The 754-nt window shown below is 48.4% G+C and carries 1 protein-coding gene; it reads left to right on the top strand.

Going from position 1 to position 754, the window contains the following annotated elements:
• The coding region (locus tag A3763_RS00170) for an AarF/UbiB family protein (RefSeq protein ID WP_231872050.1) at window positions 1–754 on the top strand (754 nt) is incomplete at both ends.

The raw sequence follows: 754 nt of genomic DNA, 5'->3' as shown, positions 1-754 counted from the left end.
GTTCTTTGCTCTGGTTCTGGAAAACTATTGGGTGGATGGTAAGCGACTTCACCCGGTACAGGTCGTAAGAGATTATGAAAAAACAATTTACGATGAGCTCGACCTGCAAAGGGAAGCAGCAAATGCCTCCCAGATCCGTAGAAACTTTCTAGATTCTGAACTGATCTACATCCCGGAAATTCATTGGGACTACACTAACCAGCACGTTCTGGTCATGGAACGGGTGTATGGTATTCCTGTTGCTGACGTTGACGCGCTGAGAACCGCCGGGGTCAACCTGAAAGCACTTGCCGAACGCGGCGTAGAGATCTTCTTTACTCAAGTATTTCGCGATAGCTTCTTTCATGCTGACATGCACCCTGGAAACATATTCGTCTCGTCAAAGAATCCTCACAACCCGCAATACATTGCCATCGACTTTGGTATCGTTGGCACACTAACGCCTGAGGATCAAAACTACCTCGCACGCAATCTGCTCGCCTTCTTCAAGCGTGACTACAAAATGGTTGCCGAGTTACATATTTCATCAGGCTGGGTTCCTGAGGACACACGTGCAGACGAGTTTGAATCAGCCATCCGTACGGTTTGCGAGCCTATTTTCGAACGCCCGCTAAAAGACATATCCTTTGGACAGTTTCTGCTGCGCTTGTTCCAAACAGCGCGTCGCTTCAATATGGAAGTTCAACCCCAGCTTGTACTGTTGCAAAAAACCCTACTAAACATCGAGGGCTTAGGGCGGCAGCTCTATCCAGAC

The organism is Oleiphilus sp. HI0128, assembly GCF_001635365.1.
This window is presented reverse-complemented; position numbering and strand designations above follow the sequence as displayed.